This window comes from Enterobacter soli, assembly GCF_964208575.1.
Taxonomy (GTDB): Bacteria; Pseudomonadota; Gammaproteobacteria; order Enterobacterales; family Enterobacteriaceae; genus Enterobacter; species Enterobacter soli_A.
Map to the genome: position 1 here is coordinate 207,920 of NZ_CAXOFU010000002.1, position 21,235 is coordinate 229,154.

The following is a 21,235-nucleotide window of genomic DNA, read 5'->3' on the forward strand; positions in this document are numbered from 1 at the left end:
GGAGAATACATGCGAACCCTTTGGCGAATCTTTGCCGGTTTCTTTAAATGGACGTGGCGACTGCTTAACTTCGTCCGCAATCTGGTGATGAACATCTTTTTCATCTTCCTGATTCTGGTTTGCGCAGGCATCTGGATGCACATCAGCAGCACCAGCCAGGCGCAACACTCCACGCGCGGCGCGCTGCTGCTGGATATCACCGGGGTGATCGTCGATAAGCCGTCCACCAGCAATCGTCTGGGGGTGATTGGTCGCCAGCTGTTCGGGGCCACCTCCGACCGCCTGCAGGAAAATTCTCTCTTTGATATCGTCGATACCATTCGCAAGGCCAAAGACGACCGCAACATCACCGGGATCGTGCTCGACCTGAAAGATTTTGCCGGTGCCGATCAGCCTTCCATGCAATACATCGGTAAAGCCCTGCGCGAGTTCCGCGACGGCGGCAAGCCGGTGATTGCCGTGGGCGATAGCTATTCACAAGGCCAATATTATCTGGCGAGCTTCGCCAACAAAATCTGGCTCTCGCCGCAGGGCACCGTGGATCTGCACGGTTTTGCCACTAACGGCCTGTACTACAAATCCCTGCTCGACAAGCTGAAGGTAACCACCCACGTCTTCCGCGTCGGAACCTATAAGTCCGCCGTTGAGCCGTTTATCCGTGACGATATGTCCCCTGCCGCCCGTGAAGCCGACAGCCGCTGGATTGGCGAGCTGTGGCAGAACTATCTTGGCACCATCGCCGCTAACCGCCAGATCACCGCTCAGCAGGTGTTCCCGGGCGCGCAGGGCGTGCTGGACGGCCTGCGCAAGGTCGACGGCGACACCGCGAAATACGCGCTGGATAACAAACTGGTTGATGCCCTGGGCACCAGCGCGGACATCGAGAAATCGCTGACCAAACAGTTTGGCTGGAGCAAAGAGGATAAAAACTACAGCGCCATCAGCATGTACGACTACACGACGAAAAAACCGGACGACAGCGGCGACAGCATCGCCGTGGTGTTTGCTAACGGTGCCATTATGGACGGTCAGGAAACCCCGGGTAACGTCGGCGGCGATACCACGGCGTCGCAGATCCGCGATGCGCGTCTGGATCCGAAGGTGAAAGCGATCGTGCTGCGCGTCAACAGCCCTGGCGGCAGCGTCAGCGCCTCCGAGGTGATCCGCGCTGAGCTGGCTGCGGCGCGCGCGGCGGGCAAACCTGTCGTGGTGTCGATGGGCGGCATGGCGGCGTCCGGCGGGTACTGGATTTCCACCCCGGCGAACTACATCGTGGCGAACCCAAGCACGTTGACCGGCTCTATTGGCATCTTCGGGGTGATCAACACCGTAGAAAACAGCCTGGACTACCTGGGCGTTCACACCGACGGCGTATCAACCTCGCCGCTGGCGGACGTTTCGATGACCAAATCGCTGCCGCCGGAAGTGTCCGAGATGATGCAGCTCAGCATCGAAAACGGCTATAAGCGCTTTATCACGCTGGTTGCCGACTCGCGTAAGAAGACGCCTGAACAGATTGACCAGATTGCCCAGGGTCACGTCTGGACCGGACAAGACGCGAAGAGCAACGGCCTGGTCGACAGCCTCGGTGACTTCGATGACGCCGTGGCGAAAGCGGCCGAGCTGGCGAAGCTGAAGCAGTGGCACGTTGAATACTATCAGGATGAGCCATCATTCCTGGATATGGTGATGGACAGCATGTCCGGCTCCGTGCGCGCCATGCTGCCAGAGGCGCTGCAGGCTTACCTGCCTGCGCCGGTCGCTCAGGCGGCAAGCGTGATGAAAGCAGAGAGCGATAAGCTCGCGGCGTTTAACGATCCGCAAAGCCGTTACGCGTTCTGCCTGACCTGCGCCAACGTTCGTTAACCTCCCGTCCCCTCTTCCCGCAAGAGGGGATTTTTCTTTGAAGAACAAGAACTCACTACCATGCAGAAGAAATCGATTTATGTGGCGTATACCGGCGGTACTATCGGTATGCAGCGTTCTGAAAATGGCTATATCCCGGTATCCGGTCACCTGCAGCGCCAGCTGGCGCTGATGCCCGAATTCCATCGCCCTGAGATGCCTGACTTCACCATTCACGAGTACGCGCCGCTGATGGACTCGTCCGACATGACGCCGGAAGACTGGCAGCATATCGCGGACGACATCAAGGCCCATTACGACGAGTACGACGGCTTCGTGATCCTGCACGGCACCGACACGATGGCCTTCACCGCCTCGGCGCTGTCGTTCATGCTGGAAAACCTCAGCAAGCCGGTGATCGTCACCGGATCGCAAATTCCGCTGGCGGAGCTGCGCTCAGACGGGCAGATCAACCTGCTCAACTCCCTCTACGTCGCGGCGAATTACCCGATCAACGAAGTGTCGCTGTTCTTCAACAATCGCCTGTACCGCGGCAACCGCACCACCAAGGCCCACGCGGACGGTTTCGATGCTTTCGCCTCGCCAAACCTGCAGCCGCTGCTGGAAGCGGGGATCCACATTCGCCGTCTGGGTACGCCGCCGGCACCGCACACGGCGGGCGAGCTGCTTGTGCATCCGATCACCCCGCAGCCAATCGGCGTGGTAACGATTTATCCGGGCATCTCGGCGGACGTGGTGCGTAACTTCCTGCGCCAGCCGGTGAAAGCGCTGATCCTGCGTTCCTACGGCGTGGGCAACGCGCCGCAGAACGGCGAGTTCCTCAAAGAGTTGCAGGAAGCGAGCGATCGCGGCATCGTGGTGGTGAACCTGACGCAGTGCATGTCCGGCAAGGTCAACATGGGCGGTTACGCCACCGGGAACGCGCTGGCCCATGCGGGAGTCATCAGCGGCTTTGATATGACCGTTGAGGCGACGCTGACTAAACTTCACTATCTGCTGAGTCAGGATCTGGACATTCAGTCCATTCGCAGCGCGATGATGCAAAACCTGCGCGGCGAACTGACGCCAGACGAATAAGGAGGCTGTATGACCCAACGCGCTCTGTTACTGGTTGATCTGCAAAATGATTTCTGTGCGGGCGGTGCGCTGGCCGTGGCGGAAGGCGATAGCACGGTTGACGTCGCCAATACGCTGATCGCGTGGTGTAAAGCGCGCGGCGACGCGGTGGTGGCGAGCCAGGACTGGCACCCTGCCAATCACGGGAGCTTCGCCAGCCAGCATAGCGTGGAGCCTTACGCCCAGGGTGAGCTGGACGGCCTGGCTCAGACCTTCTGGCCCGATCACTGCGTCCAGCAAACCGAAGGCGCGGCGCTGCATCCCCTGCTGAACCAAAAGGCCATCGATGCCGTTTTCCATAAAGGGGAAAACCCGTCTATCGACAGCTACAGCGCGTTCTTTGACAACGGGCATCGTCAGAAAACGGAGCTGGACGCATGGCTGCGCCACCACGAAATCAGCGAGCTTATCGTGATGGGGCTGGCGACGGACTACTGCGTGAAGTTCACGGTGCTGGACGCGCTTGAGCTGGGTTACACCGTGAGCGTCATCACCGACGGCTGCCGCGGAGTCAACATTCAGCCGCAGGACAGCGCGCTGGCGTTCATGGAGATGTCTACCGCCGGTGCAACGCTCTATACGCTGGACGACTGGCGGGAAACGCACGCGTAAGCCTTTTTAGCCGGGTGGCGGCGTTGCCTTACCCGGCCTACTTTCTCTGGTTCATAGGCCGGGTAAGCGCAGCGCCACCCGGCCCCCCCTCACCGATCTCCCATAAAGTGAACTCCCTCGCATCTCAGGCGAAGCGGCAATGCTATGCTTTTCAGGCTGTTTTTTCGCCACGCCTTTCCGTGGCGTGGTTACTTTTATTAAGTCAAAGAGGAACTTGTATGAAACGTTTGCCCTTGCTGGCAGCATTACCCTTGCTTTGCGCGTCAGTTGCCTCCGCCAGTACCCTGATGTCCGTGGGCTATTTTAACGGCGGCGGCGATGTTACCGCCGGGCCGGGCGGAGATATCAACAAGCTCGACGTTCGCCAGATTACCCACCTCAACTATTCGTTCGGCCTTGTCTATAACGATGAGAAAGACGAAACCAACGACGCTTTAAAAGATCCGGCAAAACTGCATCAAATCTGGCTGTCGCCAAAAGTTGCCTCCGACCTCGCGCTGATCCCCGTTCTTCGCAAGCAGAATCCGAACCTGAAAGTGCTGCTCTCCGTTGGCGGCTGGGGCGCGCGCGGCTTCTCGGGCGCGGCAGCAACAAAAGAGACGCGCGCGGTGTTTATCCGCTCCGCGCAGGAGATTGTCGATAAGTACGGCCTGGACGGGATCGACCTCGACTGGGAGTATCCGGTGAACGGCGCGTGGGGGCTGGTCGCCAGCACGCCGGCCGACCGGGATAATTTCACCGCGCTGCTTAAAGAGATGCGCGACGCCTTCGGCCATAAAAAGCTGGTCACCATTGCGGTGGGCGCGAATGCGGAAAGTCCGAAAAGCTGGGTGGACGTCAAAGCCATCGCCCCGCTGCTCGATTACATCAACCTGATGACCTACGACATGGCGTATGGCACGCAGTACTTTAACGCCAACCTGTACGATTCCAGCGCCTGGCCGACGGTTGCCGCCGCGGATAAATACAGCGTGGACTTCGTGGTGAACAACTACCTTGCCGCCGGGTTAAAGCCGGAGCAGATGAACCTCGGGATCGGTTTCTACGGTCGCGTGCCGAAGCGCGCCGTTGAGCCAGGTATCGACTGGACGAATTCGGACGCGCAAAAAAATCCGGTCACCCAGCCCTACTTCGGGCCGCAGGAAATCGGCCTGTTTAAATCGCTGGGCTACGACCTGACCAAAGACACCTACGTGAAGTACAACGATATCGTCAGCAAGCTGCTGAACGATCCGCAAAAACGCTTTACCGAGCACTGGGACGACCAGGCGAAGGTGCCGTGGCTGTCGGTGAACGCCGCGGACGGCAAAGCGCTGTTTGCGATCTCCTATGAGAACCCGCGCTCGGTCGCCATCAAGGCGGACTACATCAAAGAGAAAGGATTGGCCGGGGCGATGTTCTGGGAGTATGGCGCAGACGACAATAACCAGCTGGCAAAACAGCTGGCGGAGTCGCTGGGGATCGAACACAAGTAGTATGTAATGACGCCCTCTCCGCAGTGGAGAGGGCTGCAGCCCGCGCGGTTACTGCACTTTCATCGTCGCAATCGGCCTGGGCGTGATGCCAAAATCTTCCTTCAGCTCGCGCTTGCTCTTCATCACCATCTGACCCTGGGTGTCGATAGTCATGTGCTGGGCATCGGTGTTGTTACGCGCCTGCCACAGCATCACCAGCTGCAAGCTGTTCTCTTTTTGCTCTGCCGTCAGGGCAACGCCATCCGGCCATTTTCCGAGCTCCACCGCGGTGACCAGGCGCTGATAGATCTCCGGCGTCATGCTCTCAATCATGTCATCAATATTCATGATGCGTCCCTTTCAAAGGAATAATTTGCTGAATCGTTTTTTCAACCTTTCGTCTGGTCGCCATTTTCGTCGTCAGTGAAGCTCAACGACGCGGAGTTGACGCAGAAACGCTCGCCCGTCGGCTGAGGGCCATCCGGGAACACGTGGCCCAGGTGCGCATCGCATTTCCCGCAGCGGATCTCAACGCGTTTCATCCCGTGAGAGGTGTCTTCCAGATAGCGGATCGCGTCATCGCTGACGGGCTCGTAAAAGCTCGGCCAGCCGCAGCCAGAATCGTATTTTGTTTGGGAATTAAACAGCGCTGCATCGCACACCAGACAGTGGTACACGCCGTCACGCTTATTGTGCAGCAAACGCCCGGTAAATGGCGGTTCCGTGCCGTGATTCTGCGTCACGTAGAACTGCATTTCGGTCAGGTTTTTTTTCAGATCTTCAGGGTTACTTGAGTTCGACATATGCTTACATCTCGCTGTAGAAACAGACATCTTATTACCCGGATTCTAACAAAACATTAACACCCACGCGTGCACTTTTGTTCTAAACTTATGTGTCGCGAAAAGGCGCGCAGGCAATTGTGATCGTGTTCACATTTTTATCCTGGCGGCCCTTTAAAATTCCGGGCGCAGCCCCCATGTGGTTGCTAGCTCAAAGGGAAAGTGAGGCGAGTCAGTCGCACAAACGTTAGTCACAGGATTGATTTGTCGCAATGATTGACACGATTCCGCTTGACGCTGCGTAAGGTTTTTGTAATTTTACAGGCAACCTTTTATTCACTAACAAATAGCTGGTGGAATATATGACTATCAAAGTAGGTATCAACGGTTTTGGCCGTATCGGCCGTATTGTTTTCCGTGCTGCTCAGGAACGTTCTGACATCGAAATCGTTGGTATCAACGATCTGTTGGACGCTGAATACATGGCGTACATGCTGAAGTACGACTCAACTCACGGTCGTTTCAACGGCACCGTTGAAGTGAAAGACGGCCACCTGGTTGTTAACGGCAAAACCATCCGCGTTACTGCTGAAAAAGATCCAGCTAACCTGAAATGGAACGAAATCGGTGTTGACGTTGTAGCTGAAGCTACCGGTATCTTCCTGACCGACGAAACCGCACGTAAACACATCACCGCGGGTGCGAAGAAAGTTGTTCTGACTGGTCCTTCCAAAGACAACACCCCAATGTTCGTACGTGGTGCTAACTTCGAAAAATATGCTGGCCAGGACATCGTTTCCAACGCATCCTGCACCACCAACTGCCTGGCTCCACTGGCTAAAGTTATCAACGACAACTTCGGTATCGTTGAAGGCCTGATGACCACCGTTCACGCAACTACCGCTACTCAGAAAACTGTTGATGGCCCGTCTCACAAAGACTGGCGCGGCGGCCGTGGCGCAGCTCAGAACATCATCCCATCTTCTACCGGTGCTGCTAAAGCTGTAGGCGTTGTACTGCCAGAGCTGAACGGTAAACTGACTGGTATGGCGTTCCGCGTTCCAACTCCTAACGTATCCGTTGTTGACCTGACTGTTCGTCTGGAAAAAGCTGCTTCTTACGAAGAAATTAAGAAAGCAATCAAAGCTGCTTCCGAAGGCCCAATGAAAGGCGTTCTGGGTTACACCGAAGACGACGTTGTATCTACCGATTTCAACGGCGAAGTGTGCACTTCCGTGTTCGATGCTAAAGCTGGTATCGCACTGAACGACAACTTCGTGAAACTGGTATCCTGGTACGACAACGAAACCGGCTACTCTAACAAAGTACTGGACCTGATCGCTCACATCTCCAAATAAGTTGAGATGAGACACTGATCCTAAAAGGCGACTTCGGTCGCCTTTTTTTTGCTTTAAAGACAGAGGATTGCTTAATGATTAATAAAATTTTTGCACTTCCGGTAGTCGAACAACTTACCCCTGTGCTCTCCCACCGCCAGATTGACGATGCCGACTTTATCGTGGTGGATCACCCGCGCGTTAAGGCGTCCGTTGCGCTGAACGGCGCCCACCTTCTCTCCTGGAAACCAGAAGGCGAAGAAGAAGGCCTGTGGCTGAGCGACATCACCTCCTTCAAAAAAGGCGCGGCCATTCGCGGCGGCGTGCCGATCTGCTGGCCGTGGTTTGGCCCGGCGGCGGAACAAGGTTTACCTGCACACGGTTTCGCCCGTAACCAGCAGTGGACGCTCAAAGCGCATAACGAAGATGATAACGGCGTGGTGCTGACCTTCGAACTGCACAGCAACGATGAAACCCGCAAGCTGTGGCCGCACGACTTCACCCTGTATGCACGCTTCAAGCTGGGCAAAACCTGCGAAATCGAGCTGGAAGCGCACGGCGAGTTTGAAACCTCTTCCGCCCTGCACACCTACTTCAACGTAGGCGACATCAGCGCGGTCAAGGTCAGCGGCCTTGGCGATACCTTTATCGACAAAGTGGACAACGCAAAAGAAGGCAAACTGAGCGACGGCGTGCAGACGTTCCCGGATCGCACCGACCGCGTCTACCTGCATCCGGAAGCCTGCAGCGTGATCCACGACAGCAAACTCAACCGTGGTATCGAGGTGATTCACCGCCACAACAGCAACGTTGTTGGCTGGAACCCTGGCCCGGCGCTGTCCGTCAGCATGGGCGACGTGCCGGACGAGGGCTACAAAACCTTCGTGTGCGTTGAAACCGCCTGCGTCTCTCCGCTGCAAAAAGCCACTGCCGAGAACCCATCTCGCCTGGCGCAGACCATTAGCATCGTTAAGCGCTAATCGTCGCCCCCTGCCCCTCATCCCGAGGGGCAAAGATCAAGCCTACACCACGTCTAACGCCGTTTTTCCCGCTGGTGCCGGAAACGCGCTTTCAAGCTTCAGCAGATCCTGGGCTGAAAGGGTAATCTCCAGCGCAGCCGCATTCTCTTTTACGTGTTCAACGGTCGCCGCTTTCGGGATAGCCACCACGCCCCGATGGCTGATGACCCACGCCAGCAGGATTTGCGCGGCGCTGGCGTTATGGCTACGCGCAATCTCGTTCACGACCGGATGGTTCATCAGCCCGGAACGCAAACGCCCGGCCTGCGCCAGCGGGCAATAGGCCATCACCGGCATCCCCTGCTGCTGGCACCAGGGCAGCACGTCGTACTCAATGCCGCGCGAAGCGAGGTGATACAGCACCTGATTCGCTGCGCAGTCGGCGCCGCCTTCGGTCGCCCAAAGCTCCTGCATGTCGTCGTAATCCAGATTCGACACGCCCCAGCGGCCAATTTTTCCCTGCTGCCGCAGCGTTTGCATCAGCTCGACGGTCTCGTCCAGGCCGTAATTTCCCCGCCAGTGCAGCAGATAGAGATCGATACGATCGGTGCCCATACGCCGCAGGCTGGCTTCGCAGGCCGCGACCCCCTTTTGCCCGCCCGCGTTCCACGGATAAACCTTTGAGACCAGATAAACCCGGTCGCGCTGGCCCTTTATCGCGTCGGCGACCACCTCTTCCGCCCCGCCTTCGGCGTACATTTCAGCGGTATCAATCAGCGTTAAGCCGAGATCGATGCCCGCTCGCAGCGCATCGGCCTCGGTTTTGCGCTGGCTGGCTTTTTCGCCCATATACCAGGTCCCCTGTCCGATGGCCGGCAGGGAACGCGCGTCGGGAAACATCACCGTTTTTGCACTCATATCGCTCTCCATTGTTTGCACCACCTTAAAACAAACGGGGCGCATAGCGCCCCGTTATGATGCATAGATTGCACTGTAAAGATGCACAATCAGAATTTGTAGGTCACACCCACGGAGAAGATCCCCGACCAGGATTTGTCGACCATCGGGCTATCTTTCACTTCGTCGCTCAAACGCACATAGCGGCCAGTGCCGTACACGTTCCAGTCGCCGAGGAAGTTATAGCTCGCGGTCAGCTCCAGGTACGGATCCCAACCGTCGTCAGCATCGTAGCTTTTCAGACCGCTACGACGGGATTCGTTTCGGGACACGCCGTAATAGTAGTCGTTGTAGTTTTCGCTGCTGTACTGCACGCCGATACCCGGCGTCAGGGTCAGGGCGCCGTTGGTGTAACGGTAGAGCCATGCCAGATCCCAGATAAAGCCGTTGCTGTTGTCCAGCGTGTCGCCCGCCAGCGCGGTGCGCAGGAAGCCGTACTGGGTGTTATGCACGTAGGAAAGCCCAGCCATCATCGAGCTCTTACGCTTGTCGAGCTGACGAAGCGCGTGGCTGTCGCTGTCGCCTGGTTTGAAGTGCGTTGGATCGTAGTAGGCCATGATAGAGAGCTTATCGGCCGTGTCGTTCCACAGGTAATAGCCGCCGCCGAGACCGCGGAACCAGAAGTTATCGCCCTCGTAGGTGATAACCGGAACCGGATACACATCGCGATCGTACTGTTTGTACGGGCTGTTAATCACGCCAACACCCGCGCCAACAGTCCACTGATCGTCTGCCTGTGCGGTGCTAACGGAGGTGGCGACGAGTACGCCCAATGCCAGAAGTTTGAGTTTGGTCACAATCCATTCTTTCCTGTAGTCAAATAATCAGCGGGTGAAGTGTAACCGCCCTTTCCGAACATCCCAAAACTTTTTGCCCGCTAATGAGTTTGATAAACCCAGTATTTTCTGCTTTTCAGATTACCGGTCGCTTTCATTTGTGTGACGACAAGATGAAAAACCCGGTTTTCTTTTAGAACAAAGGCGGAAATTTTTGGATGAGTTATTGATATGTCATTGAAATTGAATTTCGCCGATATGCAAGTTTTGCAAATGCCATCTACGCTTTAATTTAAGAGGAGAAATACCTGTACGCCTCGTGATTCTTAGCGCCCGACCTGGCACACAGGTTGCTGCTCTGGCATTACGGTGCGAGAAATTCTCTTCCGGGAGCCTCCACTACTCATACGAACGGCTCTTATCCTGTGCTAAAAAACGAAAGGACGGCATGCCATGAATATATTCGATCACTATCGCCAGCGCTACGAAGCTGCCAAGGACGAAGAGTTCACACTGCAGGAGTTTCTTACCATTTGTCGGCAAGATCGCAGTGCCTATGCCAATGCGGCAGAACGGCTATTGATGGCTATCGGCGAGCCTAACATGGTTGATACTGCCCTGGAACCACGGCTTTCCCGTCTATTTTCGAACCGGGTTGTCGCCCGATACCCGGCGTTTGAGGAATTCTACGGCATGGAGGATGCCATTGAGCAGATTGTTTCCTATCTGAAACATGCGGCTCAGGGTCTGGAAGAGAAGAAACAGATCCTCTACTTACTGGGGCCAGTGGGTGGCGGTAAATCATCGCTGGCGGAACGCCTTAAGGCGCTGATGCAGCGCGTGCCGATTTACGTGCTGAGCGCCAACGGCGAACGCAGCCCGGTCAACGATCACCCGCTGTGCCTGTTCAACCCGCAGGAAGATGCGCAGATTCTGGATAAGGAGTTTGGCATCCCGCACCGCTATCTCGGCACGATTATGTCGCCGTGGGCGGCGAAGCGTCTGCACGAGTTTGGTGGCGACATCACCAAGTTCCGCGTCGTCAAAGTGTGGCCGTCTATTCTGGAACAGATTGCCATCGCCAAAACCGAACCGGGCGATGAGAACAACCAGGATATCTCGGCCCTGGTCGGTAAGGTCGATATCCGTAAGCTGGAGCACCACGCGCAGAACGACCCGGATGCCTACGGCTATTCCGGTGCCCTGTGCCGCGCTAACCAGGGGATTATGGAATTCGTCGAGATGTTTAAAGCACCGATTAAAGTGCTGCATCCGCTGCTGACCGCAACCCAGGAAGGGAACTACAACGGGACGGAAGGTATCTCCGCCCTGCCGTTTAACGGGATTATTCTCGCCCACTCGAACGAATCTGAATGGGTGTCGTTCCGCAACAACAAGAACAACGAAGCGTTCCTTGACCGTGTTTACATCGTCAAGGTGCCTTACTGCCTGCGGATTTCCGAAGAGATCAAAATCTACGAGAAACTGCTTAACCACAGCGAGCTGGTTCATGCGCCTTGCGCCCCCGGCACGCTGGAAACCCTTTCACGCTTCTCTATTTTGTCGCGCCTGAAAGAGCCAGAAAACTCCAGCATCTACTCGAAAATGCGCGTCTACGACGGCGAAAGCCTGAAAGACACCGACCCGAAAGCGAAGTCCTACCAGGAGTATCGCGACTACGCCGGGGTCGACGAAGGGATGAACGGTCTGTCCACGCGCTTCGCGTTTAAGATCCTCTCCCGCGTGTTCAACTTCGACCATGCTGAGGTGGCGGCTAACCCGGTGCATCTGTTCTACGTGCTTGAGCAGCAGATTGAGCGCGAGCAGTTCCCGCAAGAGCAGGCAGAACGCTATCTGGAGTTCCTGAAAGGCTACCTGATCCCGAAATACGCCGAGTTTATCGGCAAAGAGATTCAGACCGCCTATCTGGAATCCTACTCGGAGTACGGGCAGAACATCTTTGACCGTTACGTCACCTACGCCGACTTCTGGATCCAGGATCAGGAGTACCGCGACCCGGATACCGGCCAGCTGTTTGACCGTGAATCCCTGAACGCGGAGCTGGAAAAAATTGAGAAGCCGGCCGGGATCAGCAACCCGAAAGACTTCCGTAACGAGATAGTCAACTTCGTGCTGCGCGCCAGAGCGCACAACAACGGGCGAAATCCAAACTGGACCAGCTACGAGAAACTGCGCACGGTTATCGAGAAGAAAATGTTCTCGAACACCGAGGAGCTGCTGCCGGTCATTTCGTTCAACGCAAAAACCTCTACCGATGAGCAGAAAAAACACGACGATTTTGTCGACCGTATGATGGAGAAAGGCTACACCCGCAAGCAGGTGCGCCTGCTGTGCGAATGGTATCTGCGCGTGCGTAAGTCGTCCTAAAAACAAGTGCCCGGCGGCGTTCGCGCCTGCCGGGCCGACAAAATGCAAGTTGGCAAATGCAGTACGGGGGGCATATGACCTGGTTTATTGACCGGCGTCTTAACGGCAAAAACAAGAGCACGGTGAATCGCCAGCGCTTCTTGCGCCGTTATAAATCGCAAATTAAACAGTCGATCTCCGAGGCCATCAACAAGCGTTCGGTGACCGACGTCGATAGCGGAGAGTCCGTTTCTATCCCAACGGATGACATTAGCGAACCGATGTTCCATCAGGGACGCGGCGGCCTGCGCCATCGCGTTCATCCCGGTAACGATCACTTTGTCCAGAACGACAGAATCGAACGCCCGCAGGGGGGCGGCGGCGGTTCAGGCAGCGGTCAGGGACAGGCCAGCCAGGACGGTGAAGGCCAGGACGAGTTTGTCTTTCAGATCTCGAAAGATGAGTATCTCGACCTGCTGTTTGAGGATTTGGCCCTGCCGAATCTGAAAAAGAACCAGCACCGCCAGCTGAACGAGTATAAAACCCATCGCGCGGGCTACACCGCCAACGGCGTGCCCGCCAACATCAGCGTGGTGCGCTCTCTGCAAAACTCGCTGGCGCGACGCACGGCGATGACCGCCGGGAAACGCCGCGAGCTGCGCGAGCTGGAGACCAGCCTGAAGGTGGTGGAAAACACCGAACCGGCGCAGCTTCTGGAAGAGGAGCGCCTGCGTAAAGAGATAGCCGAACTGCGCGCTAAAATTGAGCGCGTGCCCTTTATCGACACATTCGACCTGCGTTACAAGAACTACGAGAAACGCCCGGAGCCTTCCAGCCAGGCGGTGATGTTCTGCCTGATGGACGTTTCAGGCTCGATGGATCAGGCCACGAAAGACATGGCGAAGCGTTTTTATATTCTGCTCTACCTGTTCCTGAGCAGAACCTACAAGAACGTGGAAGTGGTCTATATTCGCCACCACACCCAGGCCAAAGAGGTGGATGAGCATGAGTTCTTCTACTCTCAGGAAACCGGGGGCACCATTGTGTCGAGCGCCCTGAAGCTGATGGATGAAGTGGTGAAAGAGCGCTACGACCCCGCGCAGTGGAACATCTATGCCGCGCAGGCGTCGGACGGCGATAACTGGGCAGATGACTCCCCGCTGTGTCATGAGATTCTGGCGAAGAAAATCCTGCCCGTGGTGCGTTACTACAGCTATATCGAAATTACGCGTCGTGCCCACCAGACGCTGTGGCGCGAATATGAGCATCTGCAGGCCATGTTCGATAACTTTGCGATGCAGCATATCCGCGATCAGGATGACATCTATCCGGTGTTCCGGGAGCTGTTCCACAAACAGTCTTCCACCAGCAGCGCCTGACCCAACAGCCAGCCCATGAGCTGGCTGTTTTCTTTATGCGCTGACGTTCAGGCAGTCCAGCCGCCTGCTAATCAGCATGGTGCAGTTCCGCCCCGCGTTTTTGCCTTTGTAGAGCGCCATATCCGCACGTTCCAGCACTTCCCGGAGCGGCTCGCCCCTGTGAACGCGGGTTAAGCCCGCCGTAAAGGTGATGCGTATACGCTGTTCCGCCGCGAGGATTTCCGCCGCCGCGATGGCGCAGCGGATACGCTCCGCCGCCACGGTTGCCGCCCGCCCGCTCTCCGCGTGGAGCAAGACAATAAACTCCTCCCCGCCGTAGCGATAAACCGACTCTTCCCGGCGAATATTATCCTCAAGGTTAATGGCCAGGGATCGCAGCACGCAGTCGCCCGCCAGATGCCCGTAGGTATCGTTTATCTTTTTAAAATGATCGACGTCGAGCAGCATGAGAAACAGCCCTGTCTCGCTGTACTGATCGTTCATGCTGTCGAAGGATTCGTCCAGAATGCGGCGCAGCGGCTGTCCGGTCAGCGCGTCGTAGCTGGTGCGAAGCTGCAAAAGATGCACTTTGTAGCGTGCGAGGGAGTCGGTGAATGCCAGCAGCGCCGTTTCGAAGCGGTCAAAATGAATCGACCGTTCAGCGTCCTTATCCAGCAGGATAATGAGCTCGCGGCAGGCCTGGTGCACCATCACGTGCTTCTTATGAATATCGAGAAGGTAATTTCTGTCCCCGCCTTCCTCGGCAAGCTGCGCATTGAGCCAGGCACCAAACTCGCAAAAATTATGCGCGTTGTCGCAGGTAATATCCGGCAAATCGGCATCGCGGCTGGCGACAAAGCGCAGTATTTTCACCAGCCATTTAAAATGCGCGTCGGTCGCCTGATTCAATCCCCGAACGATGGCGTCAATCTGCTTAAACTTCCTGTTCATCCTTTAACCTCTTCCGTGAAAATTCCGAAAGTTGATAGTAGCAGACCCAACTTCAGTTTTTGTCATCGGATAGCAATCACCGCTAAATCTGAGGGAGGCGCGGGGGAAATCAACTGTGCTACTGTACGAGGCTGCATATTGGTATGAAACAGGTACAGCCATGTCTGACGAAATAAAATCCACCGATACCCACCAGCAGCTTATCGACCTATTAACCGAACGGCAGGCGCGGTTTCGCGTGGTGGAGCACGAGGCCGTGGGCAAATGCGAAGCGGTAAGCGAGATACGGGGAACGGCGCTGGGCCAGGGGGCAAAAGCGCTGGTCTGCAAAGTGAAGGGAAACGGGGTGAAAAAGCACGTGCTGGCGATCCTCGCCGCCGACCAGCAGGCGGATTTGAGCCAGCTTGCAAGCCACTTTGGCGGGCTTAAGGCGTCCCTCGCCAGCCCCGCTGAGGTCGATGCCCTGACCGCCTGCGTGTTTGGCGCAATCCCGCCGTTTAGCTTTCATCCCGACCTGACGCTGGTTGCCGACCCGCTGCTGTTCGAGCGTTTCGACGAAATCGCCTTTAACGCCGGTCTGCTGGAGAAGTCGGTGATTATGGACACCCAGGACTATCTGCGAATTGCCCGGCCCGAGCTGGTGGCGTTTCGCCGCCAGTAGCCCGGGCCGGATCGCATCAGAACGTGACGTTCATCTTCGCCCAGAACGTGCGTCCCGGCTCGTTAACCGGCGTGTTGGAGGAGTAGCCAAAGCTGCTGTTCCCCGCCAGGTTCAGGTGTTCGCTGTAGGTTTTATTGAACAGGTTATCGACGCCGGAACTCAGCTTCAGGAATTTATTCACCCTGTACGCGGCGTTCGCGGAGACAATCGCGAAGCCCGCGCTCTGGTCGAAGTCTTTCCCGACCACGTTACCTTCGTTCAGCGCAACGCGGTGCTGGGGGCTAACCATGCGTAACAGCCCGGTTGAGCTCAGGTCGCCCTTCTCCCACGTCAGCCCGAGCCGCGCCTCCAGCGGCGGCATCTGCGGCAGCGGCTGATGGTCGTCGGTGTTTTCACCCCATGAATAGTTCAGGGTGGCGTCCGTTTTCCACTGCTCGCTCAGCTGATAGGACGCGCCCATTTCACCGCCCATGATGGTGGCATCGACGTTGTCCGCCTGGCTGACGTGGCTGTCGTCCGGATCGTACAGGAACAGGATGTAGTCGTTGATGCGCCCGACGTACGCCGAGATCCATCCGGTCGTGCGCTCGCCCTTGTACTGTGCGCCGATATCCAGCTGGGTGGTCTTCTCTGGCTTCAGGTTATCGAACACGTCGGCGGTGCCGTCTGGCCCGTAGGTCGGGGAGAAGAGCTCCCAGTAGTCGGGGAAACGCTCCGTAGAGCCCAGCCCGGCGTAAACCATCGCAGGGGCAGACTCAAGGTTGTGCTCAACGCGCAGGAAGCCCGCCGGCAGCGTATCGCTCCGGCTGTCGCTGCCCACGTCGGTGTAGTTGTCTACCTCAACCTTGTCGAGGCGCGCGCCGCCAATCACTTTGCTCAGATCGGTGGCGTTCCAGGTCAGTTCGCCGAAGGTACCGTAGTCGTGGAAGCGCGCGTCTTCCTGCCAGCCCTGACCTTCATCGTCTTCGTTGCTGCGGTGGGTATTGGTCTGCATATCGACCCCGCCCTGCAGCTGGAAATCCGACCACAGCCAGGTGCCCATCATTCTGCCGCCGACGGTGCGGCGATCTACCTGCTTGTCCATCGGCATCGACATATCCATCGCGCCCATCGACATGCCCGAAGACATCGTTCCCGGCGAACGCATGGAGTAGTTGTCCATGATGTGATTGGCGTAGTTGTAATAGACGCTCATATCCAGCGAATCAAACACTTCGCCGATATTCTCTTTCTTTAAGCGCAGCCCCAGGCTTTCGCGTTTGAACTGGGAGCCGTCCATGCCGCGCCCGGCGTAGCTGGCGTCGCCGTTGCCCTGCCCGGCCGTCAGCTCAAGCAGCGTATCGGCATCCGGCGTCCAGCCGATCGCCATATCGGTGTTCCACTTGTCCCACTTCGAGGCCAGGCGGTCGCCGTTGCCGTCTTTGTAATCGCCGGATTTTGACTTATTGCCGTTCAGGCGAACGTAGCCGTCTTCATTACCAAAGCTGACGTCAGCGTTCTCGTCGAAGCGGTCGTTCGAGGCCGCGAGGAAACTGGCGTTACCTTTGATCCCGGCTTTGTCAAAGCGCGGCGGTTCGCGATCGAAGCGCACCGTACCGGCAGAGTTGCCCGGCCCCCACAGGACGGTTTCCGGCCCTTTGGTCACGGTGAGCAGATCGTAGCTTTCCGGCGAAATGTAGGAGCTTGGGGCATCCATACGCGCCGGGCACGCGCCGAGCATTTCGCTGTCGTTGGTTAACAGGCGCAGACGAGAGCCGAACATGCCGCGAAAAACAGGATCGCCGTTGCTGCCGCCGTTGCGGATCTGGCTAAAGCCGGGGATGGTTTTCAGGTAGTCAGAGCCGTCGCTGGCGGGCACCGGCTGGCGCGGGGTTTTCGGCGACGTCACCACCTCAAGCGGGGAGAGAACCGGCGCGGTTACGGTGATCACATCGCCATCGTTTGGCTGCACCGCGGGATGATTTTCTGCCGCCATCGCAGAGCAGGACAACGCCACCAGCAGCGATAAAACCAGCGGGTGAGGCGTAAAGAGGGTGTTTTCCATTCGTGTGCCCGGAAATTTGCGTTACATGCCGCCGAAGACGCATCGACAGGCACAGGTTAAGGCTAAAAATTTTGCACGGGCGCACGCGGCGGGACAACGACGCGCGAAGAGAATATGAAGTGAAAAAGAGGCTTGAAAAGCAAAGTAAATACGGTTACGTCGGGGGCGGTTTTTAACCATGGCGCTCGAGGAAAAGTACCGACGCCACCAGCAACGCGGCAATGATAAAAAATGAACCTGAAATATAAAGCATGTCTACAAAGGCCGGATCGTTCATTTTCATCTCCAGACGGGGACTTTTCTCTTTTGTATCCCCGAAAAATGACAGGAAAATGACATCTTACGGAAGGAAAAATGACGCCTCGCTGAAACGATTCGTGAAACAAAAATAGCGTTCACCGTAATTTGTTACCGGTATCACGAAAAAGAGTTTCCATAATTCCGATAGCAAATCTCGCAATTGTTAACGTTTCTAATGTGAACCAACATGTTTATCACAACCTACGCAAAATAAACCTACACGGGCCAGGTGATAACCATGACCGATATAATTACCCGCAAAGAAAAAATAAGTTATGGACTCGGTGATATGGCCAGCCATATAGGGCTGGATAACGTCATTATTTTTCTGACGTTTTATTACACCGACGTGGTGGGATTGCCTGCGGCCTTTGTCGGGACGATGTTCCTGCTGGCGCGCACGGCGGATGCCATTATCGACCCGGCAATGGGCTACATCGCCGACCGCACCCGCACCCGCTGGGGCAAATTCAGGCCGTGGATGCTGTGGCTGGCGCTGCCGTTTGGCGCAAGCTGCCTGCTCACCTACGCGGTGCCGGAATCCCTCGACCTGCACGGAAAAATGATCTTCGCCACCGTCAGCTATACCCTGATGATGCTGATGTACACCGCCATTAATATTCCCTACTGCTCGATGGGCGCGGTTATTACCCCCGATAACGATGCGCGTATTTCCCTGCAATCCTACCGCTTTTTCCTCGCTACGCTGGGCGGCGCGCTGTCGACATTCTTTATGATGCCGCTGGCGGAGTTTTTAGGCGGGGACGATAAATTAGTGGGCTACCGCTGGGCGATGGCGATTATGGCCACCGTGGCGGTAATTATGTTCTGGATCTGCTTCGCGAATACCCGCGAGCGCATTAATGCCCCTGCCACCCATAATAATTATCTCGCTGAACTGCGTGATTTATTGCGTAACGATCAGTGGCGGGTCGTTGCCGTGCTGGTATTAACCAACATTGGCTTTGGGGTTATTCGTCTTGGCGCCATGATGTATTTCGTCACCTATTATCTCGGCAGCGCCAGCTATTTTATGTGGATGCTGGGGGCGCATATTCTGGGTAAAGCCGCCGGCAGCGCGCTGGCGAAACGGCTGACCCATAAATACAGCAAAGTACAAATGTTTGGCTATTGCTCGGTGCTGGCGGGCGTGCTCAGTATCGCCCTGTTCTTTGCGCCGAAATGGGTGCTGGTGCTGGTGCCGCTCACCTTTATCGTGTCCACGCTCTACCAGACCACCACCACCCTGATGTGGGTGATGATGGCGGACGTCGCCGACTACGGTGAATTCAAACAGGGCAAGCGCATGGACGGCGTGATTTTCTCCACCTTCCTGGCGGTGCTGAAGCTGGGGATGGCCATCAGCGGCGCGATTGTCGGCTGGACGCTGGGCTTTAGCGGCTACGTGGCTAACGCCCCGGAGCAGACCACAACGGCCATGTACTGCATCATCGCCCTCTTTACCGTCGTGCCGGGCGTGCTCTCGCTCTGCGCCTTCGCCACGCTGCGCTGGTACAAGCTTGACGACAGCACCATGCAATCTATCCAACTTGCCAAACACACTGCTTAAAAGGACGCGCTACCCATGAGTGAGCTGATTCAACATTCCAACAGCATTGAATGGCGTTTCGAACGTCAGATCCTGCGCATCGAACCCTGGGGAGAAAATAGCCTTCGCGTCAGAGCGACCTGCTCCCCGGCCTTCGGTGACGAAGACCACGCCCTGCTGCCCGCCGCGCCCTGCGCCGCAGAGATTATCGCCGAGGCCGAAAGCCTGACCCTGCGCAACGGCGCAATTACGGCGGTGCTGAACCTTAAGGGCCAGCTGGCGTTTTATAATCAGCGCGGCGAACTGCTGCTGGAAGAGCTGTGGCGCCAGCGCTCCACGGTGGGCATCGGCGCCAGCGAAAAGAGCCAGGATAAATACGTCAGCGCCCTCAAGCTCGACGGGCGTGAATTCAAGCCGCTGGCGGGGGGCAAGTATCAGCTAACGGTTCGCTTTGAGTCCCGCGCGGAGGAGCGCATCTACGGCATGGGCCAGTATCAGCAGCCGTGGCTGGATCTTAAGGGCTGTACCCTCGAGCTGGCGCAGCGCAACTCCCAGGCCAGCGTGCCCTTTATGCAGTCCAGCCTCGGCTACGGGCTGCTGTGGAACAACCCGGCGATTGGCGAGGCGAGCTTTGCTAAAAACCAGACCGAGTGGCGCGCGCGCGTCACCGGGGAGATGGACTACTGGATAACCGCCGCCGATAGCGTGACGGAGATTACCCGCCAGTACGCGAAGGCTACCGGCACGCCGCCCCAGGCGCCGTCGTTTATCAGCGGGCTGTGGCAGTGCAAACTGCGCTACCGCACCCAGCAGGAGGTGCTCGACGTGGCCCGGGAATACCGCCGCCGCAGCCTGCCGCTGTCGGTGATGGTCATCGATTTCTTCCACTGGCCGAATCAGGGCACCTGGTGCTTTGACCCCCTCGACTGGCCCGATCCCAAAGCCATGGTCGATGAACTGCGCGAGATGGGCATTGCGCTGATGGTCTCCGTCTGGCCGACGGTGGAAGCGCGCAGCCCGCTCTATCCGCTGATGAAGGCCAAAGGCTGGCTGGTCAGCAGCGAGCGCGGCGTGCAGGTGAACCTCGATTTCATGGGCAATACCACCTTCTTCGACGCCACGCACCCGCAGGCGCGCGCGTTCGTCTGGGACACGGTGAAGAAAAATTACTACGACGCGGGCATTAAGCTGTTCTGGCTCGACGAGGCGGAGCCGGAGTACCGGGCCTACGATTTTGATAACTACCGCTACTATGCCGGCCCGGTGCTGGAGGTGGGCAACCGCTACCCGCGAGATTTCGCCCAGGGCTTTTACGACGGGCTGCAGGCAAACGGTGAAACCGAGATTGTGAATCTGGTGCGCTGCGCCTGGGCCGGCAGCCAGCGCTACGGCGTGCTGGCGTGGTCGGGGGACGTTCACTCCTCCTTCCATGCGTTCCGCAATCAGCTCGCCGCCGGGCTGAACATGGGTCTAGCGGGCATCCCGTGGTGGACCACCGATATCGGCGGCTTCCAGGGCGGGAACGTCAACGACCCGGCCTTCCACGAACTGCTGATCCGCTGGTTCCAGTGGGCGGTCTTTACCCCGGTTCTGCGCATGCACGGCTACCGCGAGCCGCAGATCCAGCCGCCGGAACGCTACCGCGACGGGATCCCCCAATGCAACAGCGGTTCCCCTAACGAGCTCTGGAGCTACGGCGAAGAAAACTTTGCCATCATGCAGCGCTGGCTTTCCGTGCGCGAAGCGCTGCGTCCGTACATTGATGCGCTGTATGAGAACGCCCACCGGCACGGCGATCCGCTGATGCGCCCGCTGTTCTGGCACTATCCGCAGGAGCCGCAGAGCTGGGAAACGGAGGATCAGTATCTGTTTGGCGAAGACCTGCTGGTGGCCCCGGTGATGCAGGCGGGGCAGCGCGAGCGCGACGTCTGGCTCCCGGCGGGAAATAGCTGGGTTGACCTCAACGGCGAACGCTACGCGGGCGGCGAGACTGTCAGGGTGCAGGCCGCGCTGGAGACGATTCCGGTATTTATCCGCGACAGCAGCCCGCTGGTGCGAGATCTGGTGAGCCTTTATCAGGCAAGCGCCCAAAAGTAGAGGATTTTTTTGATCCAGGCCTGTTTGCTTTCGCGTTTGCGCGTACAGT

18 protein-coding genes are annotated in these 21,235 nt (G+C 57.2%); 11 read left to right on the plus strand and 7 right to left on the minus strand.

Annotated elements, in window-relative coordinates; all coding sequences use genetic code 11:
- The first annotated feature begins 9 nt into the window (after window positions 1-9).
- The 4 genes from sppA to AB6V08_RS02810 all read left to right on the plus strand — a co-directional run bounded on the left by sppA (window position 10) and on the right by AB6V08_RS02810 (window position 5,069).
- Complete coding sequence (sppA, locus tag AB6V08_RS02795) at window positions 10-1,866, plus strand: signal peptide peptidase SppA (RefSeq protein ID WP_368541194.1); 1,857 nt, start codon at window positions 10-12, stop codon at window positions 1,864-1,866.
- Window positions 1,867-1,926: 60 nt separating this feature from the next.
- Window positions 1,927-2,943 (plus strand): asparaginase, encoded by a 1,017-nt coding sequence (gene ansA / locus AB6V08_RS02800; RefSeq protein ID WP_368541195.1) that lies wholly within the window; start codon window positions 1,927-1,929, stop codon window positions 2,941-2,943.
- Window positions 2,944-2,952: 9 nt separating this feature from the next.
- Window positions 2,953-3,594, plus strand: coding sequence for a bifunctional nicotinamidase/pyrazinamidase (gene pncA / locus AB6V08_RS02805; RefSeq protein WP_368541196.1), 642 nt, complete (start codon window positions 2,953-2,955; stop codon window positions 3,592-3,594).
- Window positions 3,595-3,812: 218 nt separating this feature from the next.
- The gene (locus tag AB6V08_RS02810; protein ID WP_368541197.1) at window positions 3,813-5,069 is read left to right on the plus strand and encodes a glycoside hydrolase family 18 protein; all 1,257 of its coding nucleotides are present in this window, start codon (window positions 3,813-3,815) and stop codon (window positions 5,067-5,069) included.
- Between the two features lie 48 nt (window positions 5,070-5,117).
- Here AB6V08_RS02810 and AB6V08_RS02815 read toward each other — a convergent pair whose 3' ends face one another.
- Both AB6V08_RS02815 and msrB read right to left on the minus strand, forming a co-directional pair.
- The gene (locus tag AB6V08_RS02815) at window positions 5,118-5,396 is read right to left on the minus strand and encodes a YeaC family protein (protein ID WP_368541198.1); all 279 of its coding nucleotides are present in this window, start codon (window positions 5,394-5,396) and stop codon (window positions 5,118-5,120) included.
- Between the two features lie 41 nt (window positions 5,397-5,437).
- Window positions 5,438-5,851, minus strand: coding sequence for a peptide-methionine (R)-S-oxide reductase MsrB (msrB, locus tag AB6V08_RS02820; protein WP_368541199.1), 414 nt, complete (start codon window positions 5,849-5,851; stop codon window positions 5,438-5,440).
- 341 nt (window positions 5,852-6,192) lie between these two features.
- On the opposite strand from msrB, the gene gapA reads away from it, so the two are divergent.
- Both gapA and AB6V08_RS02830 read left to right on the plus strand, forming a co-directional pair.
- Window positions 6,193-7,188 (plus strand): glyceraldehyde-3-phosphate dehydrogenase, encoded by a 996-nt coding sequence (gapA, locus tag AB6V08_RS02825; RefSeq protein ID WP_368541201.1) that lies wholly within the window; start codon window positions 6,193-6,195, stop codon window positions 7,186-7,188.
- A gap of 74 nt (window positions 7,189-7,262) precedes the next feature.
- A complete protein-coding gene (locus AB6V08_RS02830) occupies window positions 7,263-8,147 on the plus strand; it encodes a D-hexose-6-phosphate mutarotase (RefSeq protein WP_368541202.1) in 885 nt (294 codons plus the stop codon).
- A 42-nt stretch (window positions 8,148-8,189) separates the two neighbouring features.
- Here AB6V08_RS02830 and AB6V08_RS02835 read toward each other — a convergent pair whose 3' ends face one another.
- Together AB6V08_RS02835 and AB6V08_RS02840 are read right to left on the minus strand one after the other, a co-directional pair.
- A complete protein-coding gene (locus AB6V08_RS02835; RefSeq protein ID WP_368541203.1) occupies window positions 8,190-9,044 on the minus strand; it encodes an aldo/keto reductase in 855 nt (284 codons plus the stop codon).
- An 89-nt stretch (window positions 9,045-9,133) separates the two neighbouring features.
- Window positions 9,134-9,880 (minus strand): MipA/OmpV family protein, encoded by a 747-nt coding sequence (locus AB6V08_RS02840; RefSeq protein ID WP_368541205.1) that lies wholly within the window; start codon window positions 9,878-9,880, stop codon window positions 9,134-9,136.
- A gap of 432 nt (window positions 9,881-10,312) precedes the next feature.
- Between AB6V08_RS02840 and yeaG the strand changes: the two genes are divergently transcribed.
- Together yeaG and AB6V08_RS02850 are read left to right on the plus strand one after the other, a co-directional pair.
- A complete protein-coding gene (gene yeaG, locus AB6V08_RS02845) occupies window positions 10,313-12,247 on the plus strand; it encodes a protein kinase YeaG (RefSeq protein ID WP_368541206.1) in 1,935 nt (644 codons plus the stop codon).
- Between the two features lie 74 nt (window positions 12,248-12,321).
- Complete coding sequence (locus tag AB6V08_RS02850) at window positions 12,322-13,605, plus strand: YeaH/YhbH family protein (protein WP_368541207.1); 1,284 nt, start codon at window positions 12,322-12,324, stop codon at window positions 13,603-13,605.
- Between the two features lie 33 nt (window positions 13,606-13,638).
- Here AB6V08_RS02850 and AB6V08_RS02855 read toward each other — a convergent pair whose 3' ends face one another.
- Window positions 13,639-14,535 (minus strand): diguanylate cyclase, encoded by an 897-nt coding sequence (locus AB6V08_RS02855; RefSeq protein ID WP_368541208.1) that lies wholly within the window; start codon window positions 14,533-14,535, stop codon window positions 13,639-13,641.
- Window positions 14,536-14,695: 160 nt separating this feature from the next.
- On the opposite strand from AB6V08_RS02855, the gene AB6V08_RS02860 reads away from it, so the two are divergent.
- The gene (locus AB6V08_RS02860) at window positions 14,696-15,196 is read left to right on the plus strand and encodes a YbaK/prolyl-tRNA synthetase associated domain-containing protein (protein ID WP_368541210.1); all 501 of its coding nucleotides are present in this window, start codon (window positions 14,696-14,698) and stop codon (window positions 15,194-15,196) included.
- Window positions 15,197-15,212: 16 nt separating this feature from the next.
- Here AB6V08_RS02860 and AB6V08_RS02865 read toward each other — a convergent pair whose 3' ends face one another.
- Window positions 15,213-17,240 carry a TonB-dependent copper receptor gene (locus tag AB6V08_RS02865; RefSeq protein ID WP_368541212.1) on the minus strand — a complete coding sequence of 676 codons (2,028 nt, stop codon included), beginning with the start codon at window positions 17,238-17,240 and terminating at the stop codon, window positions 15,213-15,215.
- 172 nt (window positions 17,241-17,412) lie between these two features.
- A complete protein-coding gene (yoaI, locus tag AB6V08_RS02870; protein ID WP_368541213.1) occupies window positions 17,413-17,517 on the minus strand; it encodes a small membrane protein YoaI in 105 nt (34 codons plus the stop codon).
- Between the two features lie 261 nt (window positions 17,518-17,778).
- Between yoaI and AB6V08_RS02875 the strand changes: the two genes are divergently transcribed.
- Both AB6V08_RS02875 and AB6V08_RS02880 read left to right on the plus strand, forming a co-directional pair.
- The gene (locus tag AB6V08_RS02875; protein ID WP_368541214.1) at window positions 17,779-19,110 is read left to right on the plus strand and encodes a glycoside-pentoside-hexuronide (GPH):cation symporter; all 1,332 of its coding nucleotides are present in this window, start codon (window positions 17,779-17,781) and stop codon (window positions 19,108-19,110) included.
- A gap of 15 nt (window positions 19,111-19,125) precedes the next feature.
- Entirely contained in the window at window positions 19,126-21,186 is a 2,061-nt protein-coding gene (locus AB6V08_RS02880) for a glycoside hydrolase family 31 protein (protein ID WP_368541215.1), read from the plus strand.
- Window positions 21,187-21,235 lie beyond the last annotated feature (49 nt).